This window comes from Streptomyces sp. (assembly GCF_036566765.1).
In the GTDB taxonomy this organism is placed as follows: Bacteria; Actinomycetota; Actinomycetes; order Streptomycetales; family Streptomycetaceae; genus Streptomyces.
In genome coordinates, this window is sequence record NZ_DATCVQ010000155.1 from 35,034 (window position 1) to 43,549 (window position 8,516).

Sequence of the window (8,516 nt, forward strand, 5' to 3'; positions counted from 1 at the left end):
GGCGGTGCCGGGCCGAGGAAGGCCCGGCGACCGGCCGCGGAGCGGCCGACAAAAAGACTTGCCCCGGGTGTCGTGAATCGGCGCCCGTGGCAGCAGTACAAAACGCAGTACAGAAGATGGTGCCCTGGGATTATCTGGGCGCCGCAGAGTGTTTTGCCCGTATATGGGAGGCGGCATGACAGAGACGGCGAGCGGTCCGGCACGTGGTTCCCGCGCCAAGGGAGCCAAGACGAGCAAGGGCCTGCGCATCGAGCGCATCCACACCACCCCCGGCGTGCATCCGTACGACGAGGTGGTCTGGGAGCGTCGTGACGTCGTCATGACCAACTGGCGCGACGGCTCGGTCAACTTCGAGCAGCGTGGCGTCGAGTTCCCCGACTTCTGGTCGGTGAACGCGGTCAACATCGTCACCAGCAAGTACTTCCGCGGGGCCGTCGGCACCCCGCAGCGCGAGACCGGTCTCAAGCAGCTCATCGACCGGATCGTGAAGACCTACACCAAGGCCGGTGAGGAGTACGGCTACTTCGCCTCGCCCGCCGACGCCGAGATCTTCGAGCACGAGCTGGCCTACGCCCTCCTGCACCAGATCTTCAGCTTCAACTCCCCGGTGTGGTTCAACGTCGGCACGCCCCAGCCGCAGCAGGTCTCCGCCTGCTTCATCCTGTCCGTCGACGACTCCATGGAGTCGATCCTCGACTGGTACAAGGAAGAGGGCATGATCTTCAAGGGCGGCTCCGGCGCCGGCCTGAACCTCTCCCGCATCCGCTCCTCCAAGGAGCTGCTCTCCTCCGGCGGCAACGCCTCCGGCCCGGTCTCCTTCATGCGCGGCGCCGACGCCTCCGCAGGAACGATCAAGTCGGGCGGCGCCACCCGCCGCGCGGCCAAGATGGTCATCCTCGACGTCGACCACCCCGACATCGAGGACTTCATCCAGACCAAGGTCAAGGAGGAGGAGAAGATCCGCGCCCTGCGTGACGCGGGCTTCGACATGGACCTGGGCGGCGACGACATCACGTCCGTCCAGTACCAGAACGCCAACAACTCGGTCCGAGTGAACGACGAGTTCATGAAGGCCGTCGAGCAGGGCGGGAAGTTCGGTCTGCGCGCCCGCATGACCGGCGAGGTCATCGAGGAGGTCGACGCCAAGTCGCTCTTCCGCAAGATGGCCGAGGCGGCCTGGGCCTGCGCCGACCCGGGCATCCAGTACGACGACACGATCAACCGCTGGCACACCTGCCCCGAGTCCGGCCGGATCAACGGCTCGAACCCGTGCAGCGAGTACATGCACCTGGACAACACGTCCTGCAACCTCGCCTCGCTGAACCTCATGAAGTTCCTCAAGGACGACGGCAAGGGCAGCCAGTCGTTCGACGTCGAGCGCTTCGCCAAGGTCGTCGAGCTGGTCATCACCGCGATGGACATCTCCATCTGCTTCGCCGACTTCCCGACCCAGAAGATCGGCGAGAACACCCGCGCCTTCCGCCAGCTCGGCATCGGCTACGCCAATCTCGGCGCCCTGCTGATGGCGACTGGCCACGCGTACGACTCCGACGGCGGCCGCGCCCTGGCCGGCGCCATCACCTCGCTGATGACCGGCACCTCGTACAAGCGCTCCGCCGAGCTCGCCGCGGTCGTCGGCGCGTACGACGGCTACGCCCGTAACGCCGAGCCGCACCAGCGCGTCATGAAGCAGCACGCCGACGCCAACTCCGCGGCCGTCCACGTGGACGACCTCGACTCGCCGATCTGGGCCGCCGCCACGGAGGCCTGGCAGGACGTGATCCGTCTCGGCGCCAAGAACGGCTTCCGCAACGCCCAGGCGTCGGTCATCGCCCCGACCGGCACCATCGGTCTCGCGATGTCCTGCGACACCACCGGCCTCGAGCCCGACCTCGCCCTGGTCAAGTTCAAGAAGCTGGTCGGCGGCGGCTCGATGCAGATCGTCAACGGCACCGTCCCGCAGGCCCTGCGCCGCCTGGGCTACCAGGAGGAGCAGATCGAGGCGATCGTCGCCCACATCGCCGACCACGGCAATGTGATCGACGCCCCCGGGCTGAAGACCGAGCACTACGAGGTCTTCGACTGCGCCATGGGCGAGCGCTCCATCTCCGCGATGGGCCACGTCCGCATGATGGCCGCCATCCAGCCGTGGATCTCCGGCGCTCTCTCCAAGACCGTGAACCTGCCGGAGACGGCCACGGTCGAGGACGTCGAGGAGGTCTACTTCGAGGCCTGGAAGATGGGCGTCAAGGCGCTCGCGATCTACCGCGACAACTGCAAGGTGGGCCAGCCTCTCTCCGCCAAGAAGAAGGAGGAGGAGAAGGCCGAGGTCACCGCGAAGTCCGAGGCGACGATCCGCGAGGCCGTCGAGAAGGTCGTCGAGTACCGCCCGGTCCGCAAGCGCCTGCCGAAGGGCCGTCCGGGGATCACCACCTCGTTCACCGTCGGTGGCGCCGAGGGCTACATGACCGCCAACTCCTACCCGGACGACGGTCTCGGCGAGGTCTTCCTGAAGATGTCCAAGCAGGGTTCGACGCTCGCGGGCATGATGGACGCCTTCTCCATCGCCGTCTCCGTCGGCCTGCAGTACGGCGTCCCCCTGGAGACGTACGTCTCCAAGTTCACCAACATGCGCTTCGAGCCGGCCGGCATGACGGACGACCCGGATGTGCGGATGGCGCAGTCGATCGTCGACTACATCTTCCGCCGCCTGGCGCTGGACTTCCTGCCCTTCGAGACCCGCTCCGCGCTCGGCATCCACTCCGCCGAGGAGCGTCAGCGGCACCTGGAGACGGGCTCCTACGAGCCCACCGACGACGAGATGGACGTCGAGGGCCTGGCCCAGTCCGCCCCGCGCACCCAGGAGCTGAAGGCCGTCGCCGCCCCCGCGGCGAAGGTCGAGATCCCGGCCCCGAAGGAGGCGCACACCTCCGCGGAGCTCGTCGAGATGCAGCTGGGCATCAGCGCGGACGCCCCGCTCTGCTTCTCCTGCGGCACCAAGATGCAGCGCGCCGGCTCGTGCTACATCTGCGAGGGCTGCGGCTCGACCAGCGGCTGCAGCTGAAATTGAGCACCACCAGGCCTGAAGTGCCTGGTCAGAGCGGGGAGTCGGCGAAAGCCGGCTCCCCGCTCGCGTCATTCAGCCCTTTTCATCCTCGGTCTGGCCTGGGCAGGTGCAAGTGAGGACGGCCTGAACCAGGGTGGTGATGCGGATGATGGAACACCTCAGCTCCCGCAACTCGACCAATGCGGCGCTGAATCATTGGTCATCAGCGGCTGGTTCTGCGTCGTAGGGCTCGAATTCGATGTATCCGAGGGGATCCTCGTCGCGGCGTCCGAGCGGGGGCAGGCCCTCGGTCGCGAACCGGCCGCGCAGCCACTCCAGCAGGGTTTTGGTGAGGTCGCGGTTGAGCGGTGGGCCTTGGTCGGCATGGCGCGGCACAACGATCAATGGCCAGTCGTCCGGCGTGGCACCTTCGGTCAGCCAGCACAGTTGGTCGCCGTCGATGGAGTCGGCGAAGGGCAGGAATCCCCCGGGCTCGGGATAGACAGCCAGGGGATGATAGTCAGGGAACTCGGCTCGCTGCCCCTGGTAGGTCTCCGCGTACCACTCGGCCCACGGTGCGAGTGCGTACTGGTCCTCGCCGAAGGGGATGCTGAAGCGCAGCCAGCCGCACCAGGAGCCGGCCCCGTACCGCTCCATCAGTTGTATGTACTCGCCGGGCAGACGTGTACCCAGCCGTTCGTACAGCCAGTCCCAGTTGTGCTGACCGAGCGCGGGTGTCTCCGGCGGCGGGACGAGTGCGATCAAAGTCTCCAGCCCGTTGCCTGTGGTGAGCGCCGCCCGCTGCTGAGCGGTTGGCTCCGGTCGCCGAGGCGGCGGTGTCCACGGAGTGTGCTCCAGGTCGGTTTGCATGCCACTTCGGGCTGCCACGGGGCGCATGCCGTCGGCCACGAGACGGGCCAGCGTCGGCACGAGCGGGGTCGCGAAGCGCCGCCAGGGGTCGCGGCCCGCGTTCGCGTCATCCTGACAGTGCAGGACGACCGGCCACTGGTCGGGGTCGTCGGACGCTGTGGTGTCCCAGTAGAGGGTATCGGCGGTACGGGTGGCTCCGAAGGGAAGGACGCCGGGAGCGTCACGCCCAGTCTGCTGGACCCAGGCCCCATAGTCGAACCAACCGCGGTTGACGCATGGCATATGAAGCCAGAGCCAGGCGCCAATATCGAGTGGGCCGTACGCGGCGGCGATGGCCTTGTAGTCGGCGGGCAGGCTCGTCCCCAACCAGGACTCGACTGCCGCCCAGTCGACAGGTACGGCGTAGTCGGCCGGCGGATCGCCGAAGATCTCGGCGAAGGCGTTGACGTGTGGATCTGAAGCATTCACGGGGCTATAGACCTTTTTACCGGGAGCGAACGGGTGTTGACCGGGAGGGCGGGGAAGCACATGAGCTTCTCCCAACCTGCGGAAAAGGCAAAGTGGTTGGGCTGACAATGCGGTGAAGCCCCTGGTAGATGGGTTTTCGCAAGAGAACCGTCTCCACCAGAGGCTTCGAATGCTTGTCTACCCGTCGGGTGTCGATGTGTCCAGTTATGCCCTACGCTTCCTGTCCACCCGTCTGCGGCAGCACCGTCGCGCGATCGGCTCCCGGTGGCGGCGTCTGAGCGCCGGCCGGCAGGCCCTGCTCACGCTCGCCCACCTGAGGGTGGGACACACGTATGCCCAGCTCGCGGCCGGGTTCGGAGTCGGGATCACGACCGCCTACCGGTATGTCACCGAGGCTGTCGAACTCCTGGCCGTCCTCGCCCTGCATCTGGCCATCTCAGAGTGAGGATGGAAAGAGATCATTGCTGGTTGCATTTGATGCAACCGATCACGGGGCTGCGGATTAGTTCGCCTCTGCGGCGATCCGGTCCCGGGCCCGTTCTATTTCGTTGATATGGGCTTCCGTCCACTGCCGGAGCGCGGTTATCGGTTCTGCGAGGCTGCGGCCGAGTTCCGTCAGGTCGTACTCGACCCGTGGCGGGATGGTGGGGTGCACCGTGCGGGTGACGAAGCCGTCGGCCTCCAGGCTGCGCAGTGTCTGGGTGAGCATCTTCTGCGAGACGCCCTCGATGCGCCGGCTCAAGTCGGTGTATCGCATGGTGCCTTCGAGGAGTGCGTCCACGACCAGGATCGTCCACTTGCCGGAGATGTGGTCGAGGACCTGGCGAGTCGGGCACTTCGCCGAGTAGACGTCGGCCGGCAGCCCGGATGATTCCACCACGGTCTTCATGCCGGGAGAGTAACGCACTAAAAGGTGCCCTCTTTCGTAGAGAGAGCGACTCTCCAATAGTTAGCGACATGACGACTCACGCCATGACCGTCGCAGACGCCATCCGTACCCGCCGCACGGTCCGCCACTACCTGCCCGACCCGATCCCGGAGACCACGCTCACCTCACTGCTCGACCTCGCCATCGAGGCGCCCACCAGCTGGAACCTGCAGGATCGATCGATCGTCGTCGTCACCGGCGACGAGGGGCGCGAGGGGCTGACCTGGGCCACTGGCGGCCAGCCGCAGCCGCAGGAAGCCCCCGTCGTGCTGGTCTTCGTCGCCGAGTTGCGGTCCTGGCAGGACGACCACAGCGACGTCTATGAACAGGCTCGCGGCAACGGAGCATGGAGCGACGATTTCATCGCCATGTTCTCCGCCGCGTCGAAGGCGTTCCAGGAAGGCCTCGACGAGCGTGGACTGCTGAGGGAGTACGCGGTCAAGGATGCCGTGATCGCGGCCTCCTTCCTGATGCTCGCCGCGACGGAGATGGGCCTGGCGACCTCGCCGATGAACGGCTGGGACGAGGAGAAGGTGAAGAAGGTGATCGGTATCGACGGCCGCGACGACCTTGCCATCGCCCTGCTGGTATCGGTCGGTTACGCGGCGGAGGTACGGCCGCATCCGGGTCGGCGCGCCCCGGAGCGCAACATCGTCCGCGAGCGGTATGGCGATCCGGGGAATACGGCCCGCCAGGAATAGGTGCTCTGCGCCAGTAGCGGCGTATGGCTGAATGAAGTGGGGACCGGTGCGATGCACCGGTCCCCGCTTCCTTCGGTCCGGAATTCCTGATTAAACGCGCTGGGCGCCCATCAGGGCCGCGAACTCCTGAGGGTCCGCGTCGAAGCCGCGGGCGATCGGGTGGTACTCCCAGCCGTCCGCGCCGTCCCGGGTGAACTCCACGACCGTGGCCGCCGTCGCGTGCGCCAGCTCGGCGAAGTCGTCGGCCAGCAGGTCGCGGTGACCCTCGCGGACCAGGACCCCCGTGTTGGCGATGTCGCCGAAGGTCCGGCGCCCGCCGCCCTGTTGTATCGCCACCCCCACCACGACGCGCGCGTACGCGGGGGAGAGCCGCTCCAGTTCCACGGTCATCGCCTCGTCGTAGCCGAAGCCCTGGCCCGTACGGCTGTCCCGGTGCAGCGTGATCGTGCCGTCGGGGGAGCGGCTGCCGAAGTGGACCAGGAAGACCGGAGCCCCGAACGGATCCTCGGCGCCGTACACGCCGGCGATGATGTCGAGGTCGTGCGCCGGCGCGCCGATCGGAGCGGGGTCCCACTTGAGCGTCACCTCGACCTTGCCGACCCCCTTGTTGAGACCGCCCACCGTCAATCCCCTCTCTCGTAGCTCTCGCTTCGGACCTGTCGACCGATCAACTGCCCGTGGTCGCAGGCAGGTTGTTCATCGTGTCATGCCGTTCGCCCGGCCTCCGGCTCAGTGCGGGTAGCTGCGCGGCGGCCGCTGGCGTACGACCTCGTCGCGGAACTCCTCGATGATGCTGCTGACCTGGCGTATCAGGTGGGTGTGCTCGATCTGGTCGAGATAGAGGCAGCGGTCGGCCAGACCGCGCAGTTCGAAGGCGAAGTACAGGGACATCAGCGGGTTCACGAACAGTTCGCTCCCGCGCGTGCGGTCGGTGAACTGGACGTCTCCGAAGGAGCCTTGGACCGCCGCGGCGATCGAGCCGTTCACGATGCTGGGATGGTCCGGTGACTTGTGCCGGGCGTGTGCCACGGCGTCCAGGAACAGCGCACCCTCCCTGGTGGCCCGGGAGACCGAGAACGCCCCCAGGTACGCGCCGTCCCGTTCCAGCGCCGCGATGTTCTCCAGGACGAGGCCGTGGCTCACGCCGTGGTACGCGTCGACGCCGAAGCCGATCGAGACGACGAGCCGCTCGGTCAGACCGGGGAGATCGTCGAGTCCGGCGAGGGCGGCGACGCTGGCCATGTCCTCCTCCGGGGTCCCGAGGCCCGACTCGTCGCCCCGCATGAGGATGTCCGTGCCGCCGTCGACGAGGACCACGGCGTCGATGTCGTAATGCTCGATCAGCGCCCGGTACGCGGCGCGCAGCGGCTGCACGCCGACGCGGGCGAAGGCGTGGACGGTGCTCGGGTACCCGTGCAGCTTCAGCCACTGCGCGAGGGTGCGCTCGGGGAAGTACGTCTGGTGGGGCGCGGATTCGGGCGTGACGACGGCGACGTCGGGCGCGAGCCAGGAGTCCTGCGGCAGCCCTTCGATCGCGCTGAAGGCGAGGTTGGCGAGCCGGACCTCTTTGCCCTGGTGGAGCAGAGAAAGGGCGATCGGCAGTCCCGCGTAGATGTCGTAGCCGCCGCCCGCGCCGGCCACGAGGACGCGGCGGGCCGAATCCAGCCGGGAGAAAAGGGGATTGGTGCGCAGTGCCGTCATGCGAATCATTGTGCGAGAGGCCGGCGAAGACTACTCGTGAGTTTCGGGGGTGATCGCTCCGCAGACCTCTGACGAGGCGTTGTCCGGAGCCGTACGATGGCGCGGTGCTGGTCAAGTGGATTCGCTGCACTGTGGTGGACCGTCGGGGGTTCGAGCGAGGGCAGCGGAAGTGGGCGGGGCTGCTGGGGGAGCCGGGCTTCCGGGGGCAGGGCGGAGGATGGAGCCGCCGACGGCCCGATGTCGCCCATGTCTTCGCGTTCTGGGAGAGCCGCGCGTTCTACGACTCCTTCATGGCGCGGGCGCACGACCGGCTCGCGGCTTCGCAGGTCGGCACGTTCAAGGACGCCCAGGTCAAGCTCTTCGACCACCGCTTCGACGTGAAGACCGGGTTCGAACCGCGCTTCGCCGACGCGGACGTGGCCCGGGTGGCGCACTGCCGCGTCCACGAGGAGCGGGTCGAGCACTTCGCGCTGATGCAGGAGAAGGTGTGGAATCCGGCCATGGCCGGGTCGCCGGGAATGCTGCGCGGGCTGTTCGGCGAGGCGCCGGGGCACGAGTTCCTGGTGCTGTCGCTGTGGCACTCGGCGGCGGAGCACGGGAAGTACCGCACGGAACGGGTGGAGCGACTCGGGCTGCGGGCCCAGACCGAGGCCGATGTCGCGGCTATGGGCGGGGACGTGGTGCAGCTGGAGGGGGCTTGGACGGTGTGACGGGCGGGGTTTGATCGTGCGGCGTGGGGTGCGCGGCGTGGGGGTGCGGCGTGGGGTGCGCGGCGTGCGGCGTGCGGCGTGCGGCGTGGGGC

General features: G+C 67.6%; 7 protein-coding genes and 1 pseudogene. 4 read left to right on the top strand and 4 right to left on the bottom strand.

From position 1 onward, the window contains the following. Positions 1 to 175: 175 nt before the first annotated feature. Positions 176 to 3,064, top strand: coding sequence for a vitamin B12-dependent ribonucleotide reductase (locus tag VIU94_RS08160; protein WP_331909107.1), 2,889 nt, complete (start codon positions 176 to 178; stop codon positions 3,062 to 3,064). A 195-nt stretch (positions 3,065 to 3,259) separates the two neighbouring features. On the opposite strand, the gene VIU94_RS08165 is transcribed toward VIU94_RS08160, so the two are convergent. Then, positions 3,260 to 4,384 (bottom strand): SMI1/KNR4 family protein, encoded by a 1,125-nt coding sequence (locus VIU94_RS08165; protein WP_331909109.1) that lies wholly within the window; start codon positions 4,382 to 4,384, stop codon positions 3,260 to 3,262. 169 nt (positions 4,385 to 4,553) lie between these two features. Between VIU94_RS08165 and VIU94_RS08170 the strand changes: the two are divergent. After that, positions 4,554 to 4,817, top strand: a pseudogene (locus tag VIU94_RS08170) (transposase family protein); the annotation flags it as partial. 69 nt (positions 4,818 to 4,886) lie between these two features. Here VIU94_RS08170 and VIU94_RS08175 read toward each other — a convergent pair. Further along, positions 4,887 to 5,273 (bottom strand): winged helix-turn-helix transcriptional regulator, encoded by a 387-nt coding sequence (locus VIU94_RS08175; RefSeq protein ID WP_331909111.1) that lies wholly within the window; start codon positions 5,271 to 5,273, stop codon positions 4,887 to 4,889. A 68-nt stretch (positions 5,274 to 5,341) separates the two neighbouring features. Here VIU94_RS08175 and VIU94_RS08180 point away from each other — a divergent pair, with 68 nt between their 5' ends. Further along, positions 5,342 to 6,013 carry a nitroreductase family protein gene (locus tag VIU94_RS08180; protein ID WP_331909113.1) on the top strand — a complete coding sequence of 224 codons (672 nt, stop codon included), beginning with the start codon at positions 5,342 to 5,344 and terminating at the stop codon, positions 6,011 to 6,013. A gap of 90 nt (positions 6,014 to 6,103) precedes the next feature. Here VIU94_RS08180 and VIU94_RS08185 read toward each other — a convergent pair whose 3' ends face one another. Both VIU94_RS08185 and VIU94_RS08190 read right to left on the bottom strand, forming a co-directional pair. Continuing rightward, positions 6,104 to 6,634, bottom strand: a complete 531-nt coding sequence (locus VIU94_RS08185; protein WP_331909115.1) for a TerD family protein — start codon at positions 6,632 to 6,634, stop codon at positions 6,104 to 6,106. Positions 6,635 to 6,742: 108 nt separating this feature from the next. Continuing rightward, the gene (locus tag VIU94_RS08190; RefSeq protein ID WP_331909117.1) at positions 6,743 to 7,714 is read right to left on the bottom strand and encodes a DUF1152 domain-containing protein; all 972 of its coding nucleotides are present in this window, start codon (positions 7,712 to 7,714) and stop codon (positions 6,743 to 6,745) included. Positions 7,715 to 7,818: 104 nt separating this feature from the next. Here VIU94_RS08190 and VIU94_RS08195 point away from each other — a divergent pair, with 104 nt between their 5' ends. Next, the gene (locus tag VIU94_RS08195) at positions 7,819 to 8,424 is read left to right on the top strand and encodes a YdbC family protein (RefSeq protein WP_331909119.1); all 606 of its coding nucleotides are present in this window, start codon (positions 7,819 to 7,821) and stop codon (positions 8,422 to 8,424) included. The last annotated feature ends 92 nt before the right edge of the window (positions 8,425 to 8,516 follow it).